This window comes from Rhizobium sp. NRK18 (assembly GCF_024385575.1).
Taxonomy (GTDB): domain Bacteria; phylum Pseudomonadota; class Alphaproteobacteria; order Rhizobiales; family Rhizobiaceae; genus JANFMV01.
Map to the genome: position 1 here is coordinate 1,231,174 of NZ_JANFMV010000001.1, position 20,419 is coordinate 1,251,592.

18 protein-coding genes are annotated in these 20,419 nt (G+C 62.8%); 14 read left to right on the forward strand and 4 right to left on the reverse strand.

Annotated elements, in window-relative coordinates; genetic code table 11:
- Positions 1-89: 89 nt before the first annotated feature.
- From NN662_RS05595 to NN662_RS05610, 4 genes are all read left to right on the forward strand, one after another.
- Entirely contained in the window at positions 90-1,478 is a 1,389-nt protein-coding gene (locus NN662_RS05595) for a sigma-54-dependent transcriptional regulator (protein WP_261929317.1), read from the forward strand.
- The gene (locus NN662_RS05600) at positions 1,471-3,471 is read left to right on the forward strand and encodes a cache domain-containing protein (protein WP_261929318.1); all 2,001 of its coding nucleotides are present in this window, start codon (positions 1,471-1,473) and stop codon (positions 3,469-3,471) included. The genes NN662_RS05595 and NN662_RS05600 overlap by 8 nt, the downstream gene beginning before the upstream one ends.
- 291 nt (positions 3,472-3,762) lie before the next feature.
- Positions 3,763-5,502, forward strand: a complete 1,740-nt coding sequence (locus tag NN662_RS05605) for an OFA family MFS transporter (protein WP_261929319.1) — start codon at positions 3,763-3,765, stop codon at positions 5,500-5,502.
- Positions 5,503-5,645: 143 nt separating this feature from the next.
- A complete protein-coding gene (locus tag NN662_RS05610) occupies positions 5,646-6,545 on the forward strand; it encodes a PfkB family carbohydrate kinase (RefSeq protein WP_261929320.1) in 900 nt (299 codons plus the stop codon).
- A gap of 6 nt (positions 6,546-6,551) precedes the next feature.
- Here the strand turns inward: NN662_RS05610 and NN662_RS05615 are convergent, their stop codons facing one another.
- Positions 6,552-7,013, reverse strand: coding sequence for an Lrp/AsnC family transcriptional regulator (locus NN662_RS05615; protein WP_261929321.1), 462 nt, complete (start codon positions 7,011-7,013; stop codon positions 6,552-6,554).
- A 162-nt stretch (positions 7,014-7,175) separates the two neighbouring features.
- Between NN662_RS05615 and NN662_RS05620 the strand changes: the two genes are divergently transcribed.
- The 6 genes from NN662_RS05620 (at position 7,176) to NN662_RS05645 (ending at position 13,512) form a co-directional block, all read left to right on the forward strand.
- Positions 7,176-7,895, forward strand: a complete 720-nt coding sequence (locus NN662_RS05620; RefSeq protein ID WP_261929322.1) for an aspartate/glutamate racemase family protein — start codon at positions 7,176-7,178, stop codon at positions 7,893-7,895.
- Between the two features lie 285 nt (positions 7,896-8,180).
- Positions 8,181-9,152 (forward strand): galactofuranose ABC transporter, galactofuranose-binding protein YtfQ, encoded by a 972-nt coding sequence (gene ytfQ / locus NN662_RS05625; protein WP_261929323.1) that lies wholly within the window; start codon positions 8,181-8,183, stop codon positions 9,150-9,152.
- A 104-nt stretch (positions 9,153-9,256) separates the two neighbouring features.
- The gene (locus NN662_RS05630) at positions 9,257-10,786 is read left to right on the forward strand and encodes a sugar ABC transporter ATP-binding protein (RefSeq protein WP_261929324.1); all 1,530 of its coding nucleotides are present in this window, start codon (positions 9,257-9,259) and stop codon (positions 10,784-10,786) included.
- Complete coding sequence (locus NN662_RS05635; RefSeq protein ID WP_261929325.1) at positions 10,783-11,790, forward strand: ABC transporter permease; 1,008 nt, start codon at positions 10,783-10,785, stop codon at positions 11,788-11,790. The genes NN662_RS05630 and NN662_RS05635 overlap by 4 nt, the downstream gene beginning before the upstream one ends.
- Positions 11,787-12,773, forward strand: a complete 987-nt coding sequence (gene yjfF / locus NN662_RS05640; protein ID WP_261929326.1) for a galactofuranose ABC transporter, permease protein YjfF — start codon at positions 11,787-11,789, stop codon at positions 12,771-12,773. The genes NN662_RS05635 and yjfF overlap by 4 nt, the downstream gene beginning before the upstream one ends.
- The gene (locus NN662_RS05645; protein WP_261929327.1) at positions 12,766-13,512 is read left to right on the forward strand and encodes a FadR/GntR family transcriptional regulator; all 747 of its coding nucleotides are present in this window, start codon (positions 12,766-12,768) and stop codon (positions 13,510-13,512) included. The genes yjfF and NN662_RS05645 overlap by 8 nt, the downstream gene beginning before the upstream one ends.
- A gap of 21 nt (positions 13,513-13,533) precedes the next feature.
- On the opposite strand, the gene NN662_RS05650 is transcribed toward NN662_RS05645, so the two are convergent.
- Entirely contained in the window at positions 13,534-14,583 is a 1,050-nt protein-coding gene (locus NN662_RS05650) for a Gfo/Idh/MocA family protein (protein WP_261929328.1), read from the reverse strand.
- Positions 14,580-15,020, reverse strand: coding sequence for a type II 3-dehydroquinate dehydratase (gene aroQ / locus NN662_RS05655; RefSeq protein ID WP_261929329.1), 441 nt, complete (start codon positions 15,018-15,020; stop codon positions 14,580-14,582). Before aroQ ends, NN662_RS05650 begins: the two co-directional genes overlap by 4 nt.
- A 97-nt stretch (positions 15,021-15,117) precedes the next feature.
- On the opposite strand from aroQ, the gene NN662_RS05660 reads away from it, so the two are divergent.
- The 4 genes from NN662_RS05660 to NN662_RS05675 all read left to right on the forward strand — a co-directional run bounded on the left by NN662_RS05660 (position 15,118) and on the right by NN662_RS05675 (position 18,820).
- Positions 15,118-15,819 carry a GntR family transcriptional regulator gene (locus tag NN662_RS05660; RefSeq protein WP_261929330.1) on the forward strand — a complete coding sequence of 234 codons (702 nt, stop codon included), beginning with the start codon at positions 15,118-15,120 and terminating at the stop codon, positions 15,817-15,819.
- Between the two features lie 189 nt (positions 15,820-16,008).
- Positions 16,009-17,010 carry a sialic acid TRAP transporter substrate-binding protein SiaP gene (locus NN662_RS05665; protein WP_261929331.1) on the forward strand — a complete coding sequence of 334 codons (1,002 nt, stop codon included), beginning with the start codon at positions 16,009-16,011 and terminating at the stop codon, positions 17,008-17,010.
- Positions 17,011-17,084: 74 nt separating this feature from the next.
- Positions 17,085-17,528 (forward strand): TRAP transporter small permease, encoded by a 444-nt coding sequence (locus tag NN662_RS05670; protein WP_261931870.1) that lies wholly within the window; start codon positions 17,085-17,087, stop codon positions 17,526-17,528.
- Positions 17,525-18,820 carry a TRAP transporter large permease gene (locus NN662_RS05675; protein ID WP_261929332.1) on the forward strand — a complete coding sequence of 432 codons (1,296 nt, stop codon included), beginning with the start codon at positions 17,525-17,527 and terminating at the stop codon, positions 18,818-18,820. Before NN662_RS05670 ends, NN662_RS05675 begins: the two co-directional genes overlap by 4 nt.
- Before the next feature lie 9 nt (positions 18,821-18,829).
- On the opposite strand, the gene NN662_RS05680 is transcribed toward NN662_RS05675, so the two are convergent.
- Positions 18,830-20,413 carry an FGGY-family carbohydrate kinase gene (locus tag NN662_RS05680; protein ID WP_261929333.1) on the reverse strand — a complete coding sequence of 528 codons (1,584 nt, stop codon included), beginning with the start codon at positions 20,411-20,413 and terminating at the stop codon, positions 18,830-18,832.
- Positions 20,414-20,419: the final 6 nt, after the last annotated feature.

The window sequence follows — 20,419 nt, forward strand, 5'->3', positions numbered from 1 at the left end:
CCACAGCCTCTTCCTGCATTTCGTCAATAGTCCTTTTTTGACATCACGAAATTGAATAGTCTGCCTTTGAAGCGGGAGGAGAGGTGACCATGCCGCAAAGGGAGAGGGCGGCCGCAACGCTGCCCAACGATCCGGAGTTCGGCCCCTGGCTTGCCCAGGCGAGCATCCTGATCATCGATGACGAGCCGGGGATGCGCAATTTCCTGGTGAGGACGCTGGGGCCGCGCTGCAAGCATCTGGAGGAGGCGGCGGATGCGGCCGAAGCGTCGCGCAAGCTCGATGCGACGCATTTTGACGTCGTCATCCTCGATAATATCATGCCGGGCATGAACGGAGTCGACTGGCTGGCCGAGCAGCGCCGCATCGGCTTCTTCGCCAATGCCATCCTGATGACGGCTTACGCCGATCTCGACACCGTCATTCAGGCGCTTCGCGCCGGCGCGGTGGATTTCGTGTTGAAGCCGTTTCGCTCCAACCAGATTCTCAATGCCGTGGCCCGCTGTCTCGACCGCATGCGGCTGCAGAGCGAGAATTTTGTTCTCAAATATGAACTCAAGGCCGCATCCGAGGAAAGGCTGTTGCGCGACCGGCTGATCGGAAGTTCGGCGGAAATCGGCGCCATTCGCGATACCATCGCCCGCGTGGCACCGCTGCCGACGTCGATCCTGATCACCGGCGAATCCGGGACCGGCAAGGAGATCGCGGCCCGTTCGATCCATGGGCTTTCCGACCGCCAGGACAAGCCCTTCGTGCCGGTCAACTGCGCCGCCATTCCGAGCGAGATGATCGAGGCCGAACTTTTCGGCCATGTGAAGGGGGCGTTCACCGGCGCGGCCGGCACCCGCGACGGGCTGTTTCTCCATGCCCAGGGTGGCACGCTGTTTCTCGACGAGATCGGCGAACTGCCGCCGGCGACCCAAAGCAAGCTTCTGCGGGCGATCGAAAGCCGGCGCATCCGCCCGGTCGGATCCGAGCGCGAAATCCCCGTCGACCTGCGCTTCGTCTTCGCCACCAATGCGGATCTGGAACGCAAGGTCGAGGCCGGCAGCTTCCGGGCCGATCTCTATTACCGGATCAACGTCATGCAGATCGCCATGCCGCCGCTGAAGGATCGCGGCGGCGACGTTGTCGAACTGGCTGCACTGTTCATGGAGCGGCTGTCGAAGCAGCTCGGCATGCCGGAGGTGGCGATCACGCCGGAGGTGCGCGAGGGTCTACTCGCCTATGACTGGCCGGGCAATGTGCGCGAGCTGCGCAACATGGTCGAAAGGACGCTGATCCTCGGGCGCTTCCCGCAGGAACTCATGCGCGGACATGTGGCGCTTGCCGGCGGGGAGGGGGAATCGCTTGAAGCACTCGAGCGTCGGCACATCCTGAAGGTTCTCGAAGAATGCGACGGCAACCGGGCGGAGGCGGCGCGGCGTCTTGGCGTTTCGCGCAAGACCATCGACCGCAAATGTGCGTCCTGGGATGTCTGACGGGAATTCGTCCAGTGCCCCGGAGCCCGGCGCGCGGTCGGTGCGCTATCGCCTGCTGGCGATCGCGCTCCTGCCGATGCTGTTCATCGCGCCGCTGCTGCTCGGCATCGCCATGGTGCGCTGGAACGGCAAGTTCGACGCGCTGCTGACGGCCAAGGTCAACAGCGACCTGACGATCGCGCATCAGTATTTCACCCGCCTGCTCGACAAGACCGGAACAGCGATGGATGCGCTCGGCCAGTCGGCGGAGTTTCGGGACACGATTGCGACCGACCGAACGGATGGGGCGGCGCTGGCCGCCCTGCTCGAAACGCGTCGCAAGGACATGGGGCTCGACTTCCTGTTCCTGACGGAGATGGGCAACGCTAACGCGCGGTCGGACCACTGGCCCGTGGTCGCCGCGGCGCTGGCGGGCAAGTCGTCGACCATGGTCGACATCTTTTCCGAAGACGATCTGGCGACGATCTCGCCCGATCTCAAGCGCAAGGCGCATATCGAACTCATTTCCACCGCCAATGCCGTGCCGACGGACCGCAAGGCGGAAACGCGCGGCATGATCATTCATTCGGCAAGCCCGGTGATCCTGCCCGACGGCCGGCATGCGGCGCTCGAAGGCGGTATGCTGCTCAATCGCAATCTCGACTTCATCGACACGATCAACGACCTCGTCTACCAGAAAGCGAGCCTCTCGGAAGGCAGCCAGGGGACGGCGACGCTGTTTCTGGACGATGTGCGCATCAGCACCAATGTCCGCCTGTTCGAGGGCGAGCGGGCGCTTGGTACGCGCGTGTCGTCCGCGGTGCGCGACGAGGTGCTCGACCACGGGACGATCTGGCTCGGCAGCGCCTTCGTCGTCAACGACTGGTACATTTCCGCCTATGAACCGATCGTCGACAGCTTCGGCAAGCGGGTCGGCATGCTCTATGTCGGCTTTCTGGAGGAACCCTTCCGCCAGACGAAATACATCACCGTCGCCATTCTGGTCGGCGCCTTCCTTCTGGCGGCCGCGATCAGCGTGCCGGTCTTCATGCGCTGGGCGAGCGGCATCTTCCTGCCGCTGGAGCGCATGACGGCGACCATCGCCAAGGTGGAGGAGGGCGATCTTGCCGCCCGCACGGGGCTCGAGCGTGGCGAGGACGAGATTTCGCGGGTGGCGGTGCACCTGGACGAACTGCTGGACGACATCCAGTCGCGCGACAGGCAACTGCGCGCCTGGAACGAGGAGCTGAACAGCCGGGTCGAGGACCGGACCCGCGAACTCCGCCTTGCCAACGACCAGCTGGAGGCGGCGACCAAGCAGCTGATCGTCTCGGAGAAGCTGGCGGCTATCGGCGAGATTACGGCGGGCGTGGCGCACGAGATCAACAATCCGGTCGCCGTCATGCAGGGCAATCTTGACGTCATCCGCTCCGTGCTCGGCAGCCAGATCGACGACGTCAGGACGGAAATCAATCTCGTCGACGAACAGATCCACCGCATCCATCTGATCGTCACCAAGCTTCTGCAGTTCGCGCGGCCGGAGGAATATGCCGGCGCGGTCGAGCGCCATTCGCCGGCGGAGGTCGTCGCCGATTGTCTGCCGCTCGTCCAGCATCTCCTGAACAAGGCCGAAATCGAGGTCCGGCAGGACCACCGCTCGACACGGCTCGTGCTGATGAACCGCACCGAGCTGCAGCAGGTGCTGGTCAACCTGATCGTCAACGCCATCCATGCCATGCCGGACGGCGGCGTGCTGACGCTGCGCGATTTCGACTGCAGCGAAGAAGGCCGGCCGGGCGTGACGATCGAGGTGGAGGACACCGGCATCGGCATGGACGAGGCGACGCAGGCGCGCATATTCGATCCGTTCTTCTCCACCAAGAAGAGCGAGGGCACCGGCCTCGGCCTCTCCATCAGCCAGACGCTGATCGCGCGCCAGGGCGGGCATTTGTCGCTTGCGAGCGAGCCCGGCAAGGGAACGACGTTCACCATCGTCCTGCCCGAAGCCGACTGAACAGTCGCGTTCGTGGACATTCTGTCCGGACAAAATGTCCATGGGTCGCCGCTGGCTGGACATTTTGTCCATGGTTGCGCGGGTTCATGCCGCGCAAAGGCCCGGAATGCTTAACAAATTACAACTGGCACGGAACTTGTCTTTTCCATGGCATGCCGGATATCCGGTCCATTCGCATCAGCCCACCGACCGGCATCACCGGCAAGGCGGGCGCCTTGCCCGGGAGGTTGGTTGGGCGGGCATTGAGGCGAAGGGACCTTTCCGGCGGTCAACACATGGGAGGAAATTGACGTGTTTGACAGCCTGAAGAAAGAACACATCGTTGCGGGGGAAGGGTTCAACCGGTGGAAAGTGCCACCGGCGTCGATCGCCATTCACCTCTGTATCGGCTCGGTTTACGCCTGGAGCATCTTCAATCCGCCGCTCACCAAGCAGTTCGGCGTCGTCGCTGCAGCGCCGGAGGACTGGGGCCTGCAGTCGGTCGTCTGGATCTTCTCCGTCGCCATCGTTTTTCTCGGCCTTGCGGCGGCTTTCGCCGGCAAGTGGCTTGAAGAGGTCGGCCCGCGCATGGTCGGCGTCGTTGCAGCCCTCTGCTGGGGTGGTGGCTTCATCATCGGCGGTTTCGGCATCATGACCCACCAGCTCTGGCTGGTCTATCTCGGCTACGGCGTCATCGGCGGCTGCGGTCTCGGTCTCGGCTATGTATCGCCTGTCTCGACGCTGATCCGCTGGTTCCCGGACCGGCGCGGCATGGCGACCGGCATGGCCATCATGGGCTTCGGCGGCGGCGCGATGATCGCCGCACCGATCAAGGAATGGCTGCTCGGCGTGTTCTACAAGGCGCCGCAGTTCCTGGGGGCTGAAAGCGCCGTCAACCTGGTCACGGAAGGCGGCAAGCGCCTGGCGGAAGTCAACGGCCAGATGGTGGAAGTCGTCGTCGCGACGGCCAAGCAGGTGGCTGCGGCTCCCGTTCCGCTGCAGGAAGGCGTCTATGCGGTCGGCACCGGCAACACCGGCGCTGCCGGCACCTTCTTCACGCTCGGCATCGTCTACTTCTTCGTGATGATGATTGCGGCCTTCTCCTACCGCGTTCCGCGCGAAGGCTGGCGTCCGGCCGGCTGGACTCCGCCGACCGCGGATTCCGCAAGCCGCAAGATGATCACCCAGAACAACGTCCATATCGACCAGGCGCTGAAGACCCCACAGTTCTACCTCTTGTGGATCGTCCTCTGCTTCAACGTGACCGCCGGCATCGGCGTGATCGGGGTCGCGAAGACCATGATGACGGAAATCTTCGGCACGACGCTGCCGCTGATCGTCAACTCCGCTTTCGCCGCGACCTACGTGCTGATGATCTCGGTCTTCAACATGTGCGGCCGTTTCTTCTGGGCGTCGATCTCGGATTATATCGGCCGCAAGAACACTTATCACTGCTTCTTCGTACTCGGAATCATCCTCTATCTGTCGATCCCCTACGCGGCAGAGCAGGTCAGCGCCAATCCGGCGGTCACCTGGCTGATCATGTTCTATGCGGCAACGATGATCATCTTCACGATGTATGGCGGCGGCTTTGCCACCATTCCGGCCTACCTCGCCGACATCTTCGGCACCAAGTATGTCGGCGGCATCCATGGTCGTCTGCTGACGGCGTGGAGCACGGCGGGCGTTCTCGGCCCGCTGGCGATCACGCAGCTGCGTGACATGTCGCTGACCAGTTCCATCAAGGCGCTCGCCGCCAAGGTGGATCCGGCGGCCTTCCAGGCGAAGTTCGGTGCCGGCGTCGACCAGCTCGACCAGCTGGTGGCTGCCAAGACCGTGACGGTTGCCGGTCTCATGTCGATTGCGCCTGCCGGCACGATCGACCCGACGCCGAGCCTCTACAACACGACCATGTACGCCATGGCCGCGTTGCTGGTGATCGCGCTGATCGCCAACATGATGGTCAAGCCGGTTGCGGCCCACCACCACATGGAAAGCGATACGGTGCCGTCGAAGGACGCGCCGCGCGTGATGAAGCAGGCCGCTGAATAAGCGACCTGACAGTTCTGCCTGACGATGACCCGGATCGGCGAAAGCCGGTCCGGGTTTTTCGTTGACGAGTGTCCGGCTGCCCTTTTGCGGTAACCGCCGATATGCGAGAGCGGAGCAAGACTTGCATTCGTGGGAGAGTTTTCATGGTCAATGTTCTGTGCGCCGGGCTCGCCAGCATGGATTTCATCTTCCGCGTCGGCGAGATGCCGACGAAGCCTGAGAAATACCGGGCAAAGGATGCCGCGCAGAGCACCGGCGGCGGAGCTGCCGGGCAGGCGCTGGCGGCGACCCGTCTCGGCGGCCAGGGTTTTGCGGTCACCCGTCTTGGCGATGATCCGATGGGCGCCCTTGTCGTCGACGGCATGACGGCTAACGGCATCGACTGCCGGTTCGCCCGGCGGTTCGACGGGCGCAGGTCATCCTACTCTTCGATCCTGATCGACGCGGCGGGCGAAAGGCAGATCGTCAACTACCGCGACTGGGATCTGCCGGCGGACGCCGGATGGCTGCTCGATGCGGATCATCCGCCGATCGGCGCGACCGTGGCCGATACACGCTGGCCGGAAGGGGCGGCGGCGCTGATGCGGATTGCGCGGGAACGCGGCGTGCCGGGCATCATGGACGGCGAGGCGCCCGTCCGGGACGCTTTCGAGGCCCTGGGGCTTGCCTCGCACATCGCCTTTTCGATCCAGGGGTTGCGAGATCTGACAGGCGAAGAGGATGCCCGCGCCGGCCTTCTTGCTGCGCGCAAGGAGTTCGACGCCTGGCTCTGCGTTACCGACGGCGAGAACGGGGTGACCGTGCTCGATGGAAACGACTTCGGCCATGTGCCGGCGGTGGCCGTGGATGTGGTCGACACGCTCGGCGCCGGAGACATCTGGCATGGCGCATTCGCGCTGGCGCTCGGAGAGGGACAGGAAATGGCAGCCGCCATCCGCTTTGCCAATGCGGCGGCCTCGATCAAATGCAGCCGGTTCGGCGGGCAGAGCGGTTGTCCAGATAGGCAGGAGGTCGAGGCCTTCCTGCGGATGCATGGCGTTTGAGCGGTTTCAAAGGTATTTCAATGGCACGGATGTGGTGAACTTCAGCTCTTCCATGGAGATGAAGGACGAGACGTCGGTGAAGTCGAGCCGCGAGATCAGCTGCTTGTAGACGGCGTCGTAGACATCGACGCTCGGGACGACGAGGCGCAGGAGGTAGTCCATCTCGCCCGTCAGCCGGTAGGCTTCGACGATTTCCGGAATGTCGGCAATCGCCTGGCGGAAACTGTCCAGCCATTCGATCGAGTGCCGGGACGTGCGCACGCCGACGAACACCGTCATCGCCACATTCGCCTTGCGCCGATCGACCAGCGCCACGCGGCGGGAAATGAGGCCGCTTTCCTCCATGTTGCGGATTCGCCGCCAGCAGGCGGAGACCGAAAGCGCCGCCTGATCGGCAAGGTCCGCCACCGGAGTCGAAGCATCCTGTTGCAGGGCCTGCAATAATTTTCGGTCTCGATCGTCAAGCATGGAATTCACTCTTGCTGAAATTTGTCATGTCAAAAAATAATAGCGCAAATGTCCATTATTGCAAAATTTAACGGCGTGAACGGGTGCCCATTCTGCAAACATTAAGCGCATTTTCGATTTTACCGGCGTTATGATTCCTGAAGATCGAAACGGAGGCAGAAAATGCAGAAGACCATTGGGCTGATCGGCGGCATGAGCTGGGAAAGCACGGCTGTTTACTACAGGCTGATCAACGAGATCGTTCGTGACCGTCTGGGCGGTCTGCACTCGGCCGACGTGGTCATGCGCTCCGTCGATTTCGACCGTATCGTCAAGTGGCAGAAGGCGGGCGAGTGGGGCAAGGCGGCCGATCACCTGGCCGATATCGGCCGAAAGCTGGAAGCGGCGGACGCCGGTTGCGTGCTGATCTGCACCAACACGATGCACCTGGTTGCCGACGCCGTTGCCGACGGCTGCGGCATCCCCCTGATCCACATTGTCGATGTCACCGGCGAAGCGCTGGTCGCCGCCGGCGCGAAGAAGCCGCTGCTGCTCGCCACCCGCTACACGATGGAGCAGACGTTCTATCGCGACCGATTGAAGGCGCGTTACGGCCTCGATGCCGTCGTGCCGGATGAAGCAGGCCGCGCGGTCGTGCACGATACCATCTTCAACGAACTCTGCTGCGGCAAGGTGGTCGAGCGGTCGAAGCAGGCCTATCTCGACGTCATCGAGAAGGGGCGGGCGGCCGGATGCGATTCCGTCATTCTCGGCTGCACCGAAATCGGTCTGCTGATCTCGGCAAACGATATCGATCTGCCGGTTTTCGATTCGACCACGCTGCATGCCACTGCCGCCGTCGAGTTCGCTCTCGGCAGCCAGCCGCAGTCCAAGGTGGCATGACGTCATCCATGATTTGCGGCCCGGCTTCGGTCCGCGGCTGTTGATAAAAAGGTTTAAGGAGGTCGTCCCGTTGGGCGGCCTCTTTTCGTATTCTGATTCCTTTATCTCATCTAACTAATTGTATTTTATGTTTTATATTCCGATCTGGCGGGCCTTCTCCGCCGCCATTCAGCGCTGCCATTTCACTGTCATGAAGGCTATTTACATATAATAGTACTTTTGCTAGCGTCCCAATCAGCCAAACCCCGCGGGAGGGCGGGACGGCATTCTTTTTGGGAGGAAATCATGAAAATCTTGTCCAAGCTCGCGGTTGCCGCGGGCCTCGCTACCCTTTTGTCTTCTGCTGCCTATGCCAATGGTCTGGAAGGCAAGACGATCGGTTTCTCGCAGATCGGTTCGGAGTCGGGTTGGCGCGCCGCTGAAACCTCGGTCACGAAGATGGAAGCCGAAAAGCTCGGCATCAATCTGAAGTTCGCCGATGCCCAGCAGAAGCAGGAAAACCAGATCAAGGCCATCCGCGGCTTCATCGCCCAGGGCGTTGACGCCATTCTTGTTGCTCCGGTCGTTGCAACCGGCTGGGACGACGTGCTCGGCGAAGCCAAGGACGCCAAGATTCCGGTCGTGCTTCTCGACCGCGGCGTCGATGCCTCGCAGGACCTCTACCTGACCTCGGTCGCATCCGACCAGGTGAAGGAAGGCCGTGTGGCCGGCGACTGGCTGGTGAAGACGGTCGGCGACAAGGACTGCAAGGTCGTTGAACTGCAGGGCACCGTCGGCTCCACGCCGGCGATCAACCGCAAGAAGGGCTTCGAGGAAGCCATTGCCGGTCATGATAACATCAAGATCATCCGTAGCCAGACCGGCGACTTCACCCGCTCCAAGGGCAAGGAAGTCATGGAAGGCTTCATCAAGGCCGAAAACGGCGGCAAGGACATCTGCGCCATGTACGCCCATAACGACGACATGGCCGTCGGCGGCATCCAGGCCATCAAGGACGCCGGCCTGAAGCCGGGTTCCGATATCCTCGTCGTCTCGATCGACGGCGTGCCGGATATCTTCAAGGCCATGGAAGCCGGTGAAGCCAATGCGACCGTCGAACTGACGCCGAACATGGCCGGTCCGGCCTACGAAGCGCTTGATGCCTACCTGAACGGCGGTAAGACCCCGGAGAAGTTCATCATCACTGAGTCCAAGCTCTACACCCCTGCCGATGATCCGGCCGGCGAGTACGAGCGCCGCAAGGGCCTCGGCTACTAATCCCAGGCAGCACGAGAGGGGCCGGCGGTCGAGATCCGCCGGCCCCTTCTTGTCAACCTCTCGAGGAGAGGCAACAATCGCTGCAAATGGCAGGGGGAAACGACATGCTTGCAGGAGGTCCGGGCACGCCATTCGTGCTCGAGGCGCGCGGCGTCACCAAGATATTCGGACAGCATCGGGCGCTTGATGGAGTGAATTTCGGTCTCCGGCCGGGCGAGGTGCATGCGCTGCTCGGTGAAAACGGTGCCGGAAAATCGACGCTGATCAAGATTCTCACGGGCGCCTACCATCCCGATGGCGGGCAGGTGGTGCTCGACGGCAAGCCCGTCACCTTCCGCGATCCGCTGCAGGCGCAGTCGCGCGGCATCGGCACCGTCTACCAGGAGGTCAACCTCCTGCCCAACCGGTCGGTTGCGGAAAACCTGTTCCTCGGGCACCAGCCCACCCGTTTCGGCTTCGTGCGCAAGTCGCTGATCGAGAACAACGCCCGCCGCATCCTCGCCGATTACGGTCTTGAAATCGACGTGCAGGCCGAACTCGGTACCTATTCCGTTGCCGTCCAGCAGATCGTTGCCATTGCCCGCGCCGTTGAACTCTCCGGCAAGGTGCTGGTTCTGGACGAACCGACCGCCAGCCTCGACCGGCATGAGGTCGACAAGCTGTTCGAGGTCATCGCCGGCCTGAAGGCGCGCGGCATGGCCATCGTCTTCATCACCCATTTCCTCGATCAGGTCTTCGCCATTTCCGACCGCGTCACCATCTTGCGCAACGGCAAGCTGATCGGCACCGAGCCGCTCAACGACCTGTCGCGCACCGATGTCGTGCGCATGATGCTTGGCAAGGACATCACGTTTGCCCCCGCCGTCAGCGGCGTCGAGGAGCGCGAGGCCGGTCCGGCCATGGTCGAATTTTCCAATTGCGGCAAGTCCGGCAAGGTCCGGCCGTTCTCGCTGAAGATCCACAAGGGCGAGGTGGTTGGCGTCGCCGGCCTGCTCGGCTCCGGCCGCACCGAAATGGCGCGCATCATGTTCGGCGTCGACCAGACGGACAGCGGCGACATCCGCATCGCCGACAAGAAGGTCGAACTGAAGGTGCCGGCCCATGCCGTCGCCCATGGTTTCGGCTTCTGCCCCGAAGACCGCAAGGCCGACGGCATTCTCGGCGATCTGTCGGTGCGCGAGAACATCGTCATCGCGCTTCAGGGCAAGCTCGGCTGGTTCAAGGCGCTGAACCGCGACGAGCAGATGGAGATCGCCGGCAAGTTTGCGGAGGATCTCGATATCCGCGCGGCTTCGCACGACATGCCGGTCAAGCTTCTCTCCGGCGGCAACCAGCAGAAGGTGATCCTCGCGCGCTGGCTGGCGACCGATCCGGATTTCCTGATCCTCGACGAGCCGACGCGCGGCATCGATGTCGGCGCCCATGCCGAGATCGTGCGCACCATCAACAGGCTGCGGGAAGACGGACTTGCGCTGCTCGTCATCTCGTCCGAGCTCGATGAGATCGTTGCCTATTCCTCGCGGGTCGTGGTCATGCGCGACCGCGAACTGGTGGCCGAACTTCGAGGCGACAACATCACCCCCGCTGTCATCGTTCAGGCGATTGCCGCCCAGCCGGAGGAAGCCTCGGCATGAGACTCAAACGACTTCAACGGATCGTCAATCCGCAGACCATCGCGCTCGCCGGCGTGCTGCTGATCAACTGGATCCTGTTTCCCGGCTTCTTCGACGTCACCTGGCAGGACGGGCGCCTGTTCGGCAGTCTGATCGACGTGCTGAACCGTGGCGTCCCTGTCGCCATCCTCGCCATCGGCATGACGGCGGTCATCGCCACCAAGGGCGTCGATCTCTCCGTCGGCGCGGTCATGGCGATCGCCGGTGCCGTCTCGGCGACGCTGGTCGTCAACGGCTATCCGGCCTCGGCCGCGGTCGCCGCGGCGCTTGCCACCGGGCTCGTCTGCGGCCTCTGGAACGGCATTCTGGTGACCTTCCTGGAAATCCAGCCGATCGTCGCGACGCTGGTGCTGATGGTTGCCGGACGCGGGATCGCGCAGCTGATCACCGAAGGCACGATCGTCACCTTTTCCAATCCGGTACTGATCTTCATCGGCACGGGCTCGTTCCTCGGCTTCCCGATGCCGGTCGTCATCGCCGCCGTTCTTCTGGCAATCTCGGTTTTCGCCGTCAGGTCCACCGCGATCGGGCTGTTCATCGAGGCAGTCGGCGTCAACCGTTCGGCGGCGAGCCTTGCCGGCATCCGCAGCCGGCTGCTGCTTCTGAGCATCTACAGCTTCTCCGGTCTCTGTGCCGCCATTTCCGGCATCATCGTCGCCGGCGACATTCGCGGTGCCGACGCCAACAATGCCGGCCTGTGGCTTGAACTCGACGCCATTCTCGCCGTCGTGCTCGGTGGCACCTCGCTCCTTGGCGGGCGGTTCTCGATCGCCATGTCGGTGCTCGGCGCGATCATCATCCAGGCGATGAACACCGGTATCCTCGTGTCCGGCTTCCCGCCGGAATTCAACCTGGTGGTCAAGGCCGGCGTCATCATCCTGATCCTCATCATGCAGTCGCCTCTGGCCGGTCGCCTTATCGAAATGCGGCGCAACCTCAGCAGCCTATCCGGGAAGACGTCATGAATCGCAGTTTGAGACCCCTGGCGGCGACCGCCATCATCTTCGCGCTTGCCTACGCCGCCGCCATCACCCAGTTCCCCGGCATGTGGTCGACCCGCGTGCTCGGCAACTTCCTGACCGACAACGCCTTCCTCGGGATCACGGCCGTCGGCATGACGTTCGTGATCATCTCCGGCGGCATCGATCTTTCGGTCGGCGCGGTCATCGGCTTCACCGGCGTCCTGATCTCGGTGCTGATCAGCTGGTACGGCTTTCATCCGCTGACTGCATTCGCGGTCGTGCTGGTGATCTCCGCCCTTTTCGGCGCCTCCATGGGCGCGGCGATTCACTATCTGCAGGTGCCGCCCTTCATCGTGACGCTCGCCGGCATGTTCCTCGCACGAGGGGCCGCCTCGGTCATCACGCAGGATTCCATCCCGGTCAGCCACGAATTCTATTCCGCCATCAGTGCGCTCTATTACAAGATGCCCGGCGGCGGACGGTTGAGCGTGATCGGTTGCCTGATGGTGGCGATCTTCATCATCGGCGCGCTGGTCGCGCATCGGACCCGCTTCGGCTCCTATGTCTACGCGCTCGGCGGCAATGCCACCTCGGCCGAACTGATGGGTGTCCCGGTCGCCCGCACGACGATCATGATCTACATGCTGTCGAGCACGCTTGCCGGGCTGTCGGGCATCGTCTTCTCGCTCTACACATCGGCCGGCTATCCGCTGGCGGCCGTCGGCGTCGAGCTCGACGCGATCGGCGCGGTGGTGATCGGCGGAACACTGCTGACGGGCGGCTACGGCTTCGTCTTCGGCACGTTCATCGGCGTCATGCTGCAAGGGCTTGTGCAAACCTACATCATTTTCGACGGTACACTTTCCAGTTGGTGGACCAAGATTGTAATAGGAGGTCTGCTTTTCATCTTCATCGTCCTGCAAAGGCTGGTCTTCTCCGCATCCGCGCCGCGGTCCAAGGTATTCTGGAAACTGAAACATGAGTGAACCCGGCAGCCTGATCCGCTCCCTTTCCGGGCGGTCGGCTGCACGCAACTTCCATTCCTTCGTCATCAACGAGATCGGAGTCGGCATCGCCTCCGGACGGTTCCCTGTCGGCTCCATCCTGCCGCGGGACGCGGAGCTGATGGACATGTACGGGGTTTCGCGCACGGTGCTGCGCGAAGCGCTGAAGACGCTCGAGGCGAAAGGGCTGGTGGAGGCGCGCCCGAAGGTTGGGACGCGGGTTTCGCCGAAGAGCCGATGGGCGCTGTTCGACCAGCAGGTGCTGCTCTGGCATTTCGAGGCCGGCCCGGAAGAGGGCTTCATCCGCAGCCTGTTCGACATTCGCCGCCTTCTGGAAATCGAGGCCGTGTCGCTGGCGGCGAAGCATCGCACGGCGGATCACATCCGCCTCATGCATTACTGGGTGCAGCAGATGGAGATCTCCCGGCCGGTGCCGGAATCCTTCGCCATCGCCGCGCTGGAACTCCACCGGGTGACAGCGGATGCCTCGCACAATCCGCTGATGCGCTCGATTACCGGCATCGTCGAATTCGCGCTGGCGACCACCATGCCGGGCGGCGCGGGCGGGGAAGGGGAGTATGACGAGGCGACCGTTGCCGCCTATCGCGGGCTGGTGCAGCTCATCGAGCGGGCCGATGCCGAATGTGCGGCCGCCGCGATGAGCGACATCATCGCGGCGGAACTTCAATCCGCCATCACCAACATGCAGGCGCTCGACTGACGAATGCTCCGAGCGATCGCGTCACAGCGGCTCGATGGTGATGGTCCGGCCGGTTTGCGCCGATTGGCTGACCGCTTCAATGACCTGCAGGCTTTTCAGACCTTCGAGACCGGAGACCAGCGGCTGCTCCTCGCCGCGAATGACGGCGGCGAACTGGGCGATCTGCCGGTCCAGCGGATCCTCCTGCGGGGCAGGCAGGCTCGCGGGTTCGACCGGCTCCATCCAGCTGCGCTTGCCGGGATTGGTCCAGAGCTTCGCATTCGGCAATTCCAGCGATCCATGCGTTCCGCCGATCAGATAGCAGAACTGTCCCGTCGGCACATAGGCGGGATTTTCGGCCGCCGTCAGCTCCCAGCTCCAGGGTGCGACGATCGTGTCGGACACTGAGAAGGTGCCGATGAGACCGCTGGCGAAGGTGAGCACGATGGCCGCCGTCTCTTCGACCGGATTGCCGCGCACCGCGTTCGACGTGACGGCATGGACGCTTTCGACCTCGCCGCAGAAATAGCGCATCAGATCGACGTCGTGGATCAGGTTCAAGAGGACTGGGCCGGCACCCGGCATGCGCCGCCATTCGGTCTCGAAATAGTCTTCGGGCTTGTAGAGCCAGAACATGCCGTGGGCGGCGACGGGCGTTCCGATGACACCTTCGTCCAGCCGTGCCTTGGCGGCGGCGATCAGCGGATTGTGCCGGCGGTGATGGCCGGTCAGGACCGGCACGCCGGCGCTCATGCCGGCTTCGACCAGCCGCTTGCCGTCCGCGACCGAGGTGGCCAGCGGCTTTTCGACGAGAACCGGCAGGCCGGCGGCGATGCATTCCATGCCGCCGTCGACATGCAGCTGGTTCGGGGTCGCCAGCACGACGCCATCGGGCTTGCCGGCGGCGATCATGTCGGCAAGTGTCCTGAAATGCGGGACGCCAAGCGAGGCGGCATAGGCTGCCGCCTCGGCAGACGGGTCGACGATGGAGGCCAGCCTTGTCTCGGGGCAGGAGACGATCGCCTCGATGTGCCGGCGGCCGATCAGTCCGGCGCCGGCAACCGACAGCGCGACGGGGGCAGGGCTCGTCATTTGCCGACGAGCGTCGACACGCGCCGCAACGCCAGTTCGTAGCCCTGGATGCCGAAGCCGGCGATGACGCCATCGGCCCTGAGCGACACGTAGGAATGATGGCGGAAGGCCTCGCGCTTGTGGACGTTGGAGATGTGGACCTCGAACACCGGAAACTCGCAGGTGTTCAGGGCGTCGAGAATGGCCACGGAGGTGTGGGTATAGGCGCCGGGATTGATGATGATCGCCGCAGCCGTCTCGCGCGCCTCGTGGATCCAGTCGATCAGCTGGTGCTCGGCATTGCTCTGCAGGAAGCGGATTTCGAGGCCGCATTCCGTTGCCAGCGCCTTGCAGTTGGCCTCCACGTCGGCCAGCGTTTCGTGGCCGTAGATATGAGGCTGGCGTTTGCCGAGAAGATTGAGGTTCGGTCCGTTCAGGACGTAAATTAGCTGCGCCACACGCATCTCCCTGAGATTTATTCAGTTTTCTGTGAAATCGATTCCGACGAGGAGCATTTCATCTGACATAGTCGCATTAATCTGATATTTTGACCATATGCTGATCATTCCAAAAGATGCCACCGTCGGCGACAATATCTTTCTGCGCGTGCGGACCGATATCATTTTCGGGCAATTGCGGCCGGGAGAACGTCTGCGGCTCGAGCGGCTGAAGGAGCGCTACGGAGCAGGCATCTCCACCCTCCGGGAAATTCTGAGCCGCCTCGCATCCGAGGGGTTCGTGGTCGCAGAAGGGCAGCGCGGGTTTCAGGTGGCGCCGGTCTCCTTCGAGGACCTGCAGGAAATCGCCGATCTCCGTACCCTGCTGGAGTGCCATGCCATGCGGCTTTCCTTCGCCGCCGGTGACATGGACTGGGAGGGCCAGGTGGTTGCCGCCCACTACAAGCTCAAGCAGATGGAAAACCGCATCATTGCCGGCGATCACTCCTTCCTCGAGGCGTGGAAGCAATATGACTGGGGCTTCCATCAGGCGCTGATCAAGGCCTGCAACTCCGAACAGCTCCTGCAGGTGCACGGCATCGTCTTCGACAAATATCTGCGCTACCAGATGCTTGCGCTGAATTTCCGCGGCGAGGTGGCCGCCCGCGAGCATCAGATGCTGCTGGATGCGGCGCTGGAGAGGGATGCCGCCAAGGCGCAGACCATTCTGCGGGCGCACATCAATGGCGGCGTCGAATACAGCCGCGGCGCTGTCGAGCTGCAGCAAAAGATCTCCGCATCGCAGGATGACGCGGGTTAGGCACTGCACGGGAATCGCTTTTGGGCGCCTTCCAAAATCAAATTATAAAACGGAAAATATCATACGATTTCTCTATTTCGTGGCATATTTACATTTGTGTGTTGATTTTGTGTTGAAGTTTCGCCCTTTCTGTGCGAAATGACGTGTTCAAGGCCCGCGGGGAGAGCGGGAAACAGAGGAGGATGACCTGTGACTAAACTCATTACCCGTCGTACTGCGCTTGCCGCTCTGGCCGCCACGTCGCTCGTCGCGATCGTGCCGTTCGGCAGCAGCGTATTCGCCGCCGACAAGATCAAGCTTCGCATGTCGACGCCGGCCAGCCCGTCCGACCAGCGCAGCGTTGCCCTGGAATCGGTCTTCGGCCCGGCCGTCGCCGAATTCGCCGAATACGAGCCGCATTACAATGCGACGCTCTTCAAGCAGGGCACCGAACTGGAAGCGATCGCCCGCGGCAACTTGGAAATGTCGATCACCTCGGCTCAGGAACTCGCAACGATCTTCCCGGAATTCTCGATCTTCACCGCCGGCTACCTGCACAAGGACGCCGAGCACCAGAAGAAGGTGTTCGCTGCCGATTTCATGGAGCCGCTGAAGAAGAAGGTCGAAGACGAACTCGGCGTGAAGCTGCTGACGGTCATGTATCTCGGCCGCCGCCAGCTCAACCTGCGCACCGACAGCAAAGTCATGACGCCTGACGACCTGTCCGGCGTCAAGCTTCGCATGCCGGGCACGGATGCCTGGCAGTTCCTCGGCAAGGCGCTTGGCGCCAATCCGGTGCCGATGGCCTTCACCGAAGTCTACACGGCGCTGCAGACGGGCGCGATCGATGGCCAGGATAATCCGCTTCCGACCGACCGCGATTCCAAGTTCTACGAAGTGACCAAGCAGATCGTGCTGACCAGCCACCTCGTCGACCTCAACTATATCGCCTTCTCCAAGAAGGTCTGGGATGGTCTTTCCGCCGAGCAGCAGGCTGCCGTGCAGAAGGCTGCTGACGATGCGGCTGAATCCGGTCGCCAGAAGCAGCTGGCCCTTGAAGCCGAACTCGAGCAGTTCTTCAAGGATCAGGGCCTGCAGGTCTACACGCCGGATATCGAGGCATTCCGCACGCACGTCCAGAAGGCTTACCTCGACTCCGAGTTCGCCAAGGACTGGCCGGAAGGCATGGTCGACAAGATCAACGCCCTCTGATTTGAAAAGGTAGGGGACGGGTGCGCGCGACAATAAAATGGCTGAAGGCAAGAGCGGACAACGTGGCGGTGGCTATGCTCACCGTCATGTTCCTGACGTTCATTTTGCAGATTGTCGCGCGCTATGTCCTCAATTATCCGATCGGCTGGACGGTTGAGCTCTGCCTGACGCTCTGGCTCTGGGGCGTCTTCTGGGGAGCCGCCTTCTGCCTCGACGACAGCGACCATGTGAAGTTCGACATTCTCTATCATGCCGGCAGCGCCCGCATGCGGCGCATGTTTGCGCTGGTCTCGGCGGTGGCGATCATCGTCGGCTTCGTTGCCGCTATGCCGGCGACCTGGGATTACATCACGTTCTACAAGATCAAGAAGAGCGGCACGCTGAGGATCCGGCTGGACTATGTGTTCAGCATCTACGCGATCTTCGCTGTCGCCGTCATCGCCCGTTATGCATTGAGGGCATTTGCCCTGGTGCGCGGCAAGACGCTGGATGAGGGCGACAAGGACACCGCCGCATGAGCACTGCATTCTTCGCCTGTCTCGTGGTGCTGTTCTTCCTTGCGGCACTCGGCACTCCGATCGCCCTCTCGATGATCGTCGCCGCGATCGCCTATCTTGCCGTCAACGGGCAGGATCTGTCGCTGGCCGCCGAGCAGATCATCCAGGGCCTTTACGACAGCTTCATCCTGCTTGCCGTGCCGCTGTTCATCGTCGCCGCCAACATCATGAATGCCGGCACGATCAGTGACCGGTTGTTGAATTTCTGTGTCGCGGCCGTCGGACGTTTCCGCGGCGGTCTCGGCCACGTGAACATCGTCGCCAGCCTGATCTTTTCCGGCATGTCCGGCTCGGCGGTCGCAGACGCGGCCGGCATCGGCAAGATCATCATCGAGATGATGACCCGCAACGGCCGCTATTCGCCGGGCTATGCGTCGGCGATCACGGCAGCCTCGGCGACCATCGGCCCGATCATTCCGCCGTCGATCCCGATGGTGATGTACGCTCTCGTTTCCGATACCTCCATCGGCTACCTGTTCCTCGGCGGCATCCTTCCGGGGCTGCTGATGGGCCTCGTGCTGATGATCATGAACAGCTACATCGCCCGCAAGCGCGATTTTGCGCTGGAAGAGCCGGTGCCGCTGAAGAAGATGCCGAAGCTGACGGTCAACGCCTTCCCGGCGCTGCTGATGCCGGTGATCCTGCTTTACGGCATCTATGGTGGCGTGACGACGCCGACCGAAGCGGCTGCCGTTGCCGCTGCCTATGCCTTCATTCTCGCCGCCGTCTTCTACCGGGCGCTCAGCTGGAAGTCGATGTACGAGATCATGTCGTACAGCGCCAAGTCGTCGGCATCCGTCGGCCTGGTCATCGGTGGCGCGCTGATCTTCAACTATATCGTCGCTTCGGAAAACGTTCCCGGCAAGGTCGCCGGTCTGCTGTCGGCCATCGAGATCTCGCCGCTCTTTTTCCTGTTTGCCGTCAATGCCCTTCTGCTGGTGCTCGGCTGCCTGCTGGATGCCTCGACGATCATCCTCGTCATCATTCCGCTGTTCATCCCCGCCTGCCGCGAACTCGGCATCGACCTCGTGCATTTCGGCGTCGTGGCGGTCGTCAACTGCATGATCGGCCTGATCACGCCGCCCTATGGCATCCTGCTCTTCGTCATCAACGCGACGACAGGCATTCCGCTGCGCGACATCATCCGCGAGATCTGGAGCTTCCTGGCGGCGCTCGTCATCGCGCTGATCCTGATGATCCTGTTCCCGGACATCGTCCTGTGGCTGCCGCGGATGTTCGGCTATAACGGCTGATCCGATCCTTCAGACGATCGCGTCGAGTTCGGCGCGATGTCGGATCATGGCAAGATATTTCCGGAAATCGCGGTCATAGGCTTCGCGGCGGATAGCGTCTGGCCGTATCGTCCTGCCGCCCGCGTCCATCGCCCTGCCAGCGGAGGCGAGGTCCGGGTAAAGGCCGCCACCGACGGCGGCCGACATCGCCGTTCCCAGCAGCACCGCGTCGCCGGTCTCGGCCACGACGACATCGCAGCCCGTGACGTCGGCATAAAGCTGCATGAGCAACGGATTGCGGACATGGCCGCCGGTGATGTGCAGCGTGCCGGGCCGGTAGCCGTAACCGTTCATCGTTTCCAGGACGTGGCGGATGCCGAAGGCGATCGAAACGCAGGTGCGCCAGTAAAGCCGGCACAGGCCGTCGAACGAGGTGTCGAGCGTCAGCCCCGAGATCACGCCGACGGCATGCGGATCGGCAAGCGGCGAGCGATTGCCGTGGAAGTCGGGCAGGACATGCAGGCGAGGGGCGATATCACCGCCCTCCATTTGCTGCAGCTCCCCGATGCGGCGGATGATGCTCTGATGGCGGTTGCTGTTGGGCTCGCCGCCCGCCGCATGCATGGCGATCACATGATCGAGCAGCGCGCCGGTTGCCGATTGGCCGGCGTCCACGAGCCAATAGCCGGGAAACACGGCTTCGTAATATGGGCCCCAGAGCCCGCGGCTCGGCCGCTTCTCATTGGAAAAGGCGACGATGCAGCTGGAGGTTCCGGCGATCATGGCGACATGGCTGTCCAGATCGGTGCCCGGATCGGCGTAGGCGCCCAGCACGCCCAGCGCCCCGGCATAGGCGTCGATCAGTCCGGCCGCGACCATGCAGCCGGTGTCGAGGCCGAGATCTTCGGCCGCCCGGTCGCTCAAGTGGCCGATCACGCCGCCGGCCGGCACGGTCTCTTCGGGCAGGCCGGCCCTGACCAGCAGGTCGCCCAAGCCGATCATGTTCAGGAAGTCCGCCTTCCATGACGGCTTTTCATGGGCGACATAGTTCCATTTGGCCGTCAGCGTGCAGCGCGACCTTTGCGTCGAGCCGGTCGCCTTCCAGGTGAGGAAGTCGGCGAGGTCGAAGGCGTAGCCCATCCTCTCCCAGGTGTCGGGCAGGTTCTTCTTCAGCCACATGAGCTTCGGCATCTCCATTTCCGGAGACATGAAGTGGCCGACATATTCGAGGATGGGATGTTCGCTGCCGGTCAGGAAATCGGCCTCGGCAAGGGCGCGGTGATCGAGCCAGACGAGGGTGTCATAGGCGTTGCCGCCGCTTGTCGAAACACTCAGCTGATCGCCCTGTCGATCCCGAACGACAAGAGAGCAGGTCGCGTCGAAGCCGATGGCGGCGACGCGGCCGGGAGCGATGGCGGCCGCGGCCAGCGCCTGGCGGACGCTCTGGCAGACGGCGGCCCAGATATCTTCCGAATCGTGTTCGGCATGGTTCTCGCGTGGGCGGTGGATGAGGATCGGATTGACCGCGCGCGACATGAGCTCGCCGCCTTTGTCGAAGACCCCGGCGCGGGCGCTGCCGGTTCCCACATCGACTGCGAGCAGTATGTCCCTCATCCCGAT